General features: G+C 31.1%; 1 protein-coding gene. It reads left to right on the forward strand.

Features of this window, described 5'->3' with window-relative positions; translation table 11 throughout:
• The coding region (locus tag E3E25_RS11345; RefSeq protein ID WP_167893414.1) for a biopolymer transporter ExbD at positions 1–347 on the forward strand (347 nt) is incomplete at its 5' end.
• Positions 348–431: the final 84 nt, after the last annotated feature.

The following is a 431-nucleotide window of genomic DNA, read 5'->3' on the forward strand; positions in this document are numbered from 1 at the left end:
ATATTCTGTTCATTCTTTTATTATTCTTCCTTATTGTATCAACATTGGCAAACCCGAACGTTATTAAGGTTTCTAACCCTAAAGCCAAGAGCGATACAAAAGCCAAACAAACTGTTGTTATTACGGTTGATAAAAACCAACAAATCTATATCGGTCAAAAAGCTGTTCCTTTTGAACAATTGGAAAATGATTTGAAAGAATTTTTGGCTAAAGAAACCGATAAGCCTTCTGTTGTAATTAATGGCGATAGTACTTCTCACTTAGGTACTACTATTAAAGTAATGCAGGTTATCAAAAAATTAGGTGCAACACCTGTTGTTGCTGTTGATAATAACGGAGCAAAATAAAAGCATGAAGAAGATAATTTTCATTTCAATAGCTTTATTATTTTTCTGCAAAACTTTTTCTCAACAAATAATAACAGACGATAT

The sequence above is a fragment of the Thermococcus sp. MAR1 genome, from assembly GCF_012027305.1.
Lineage (GTDB): Archaea > Methanobacteriota_B > Thermococci > Thermococcales > Thermococcaceae > Thermococcus.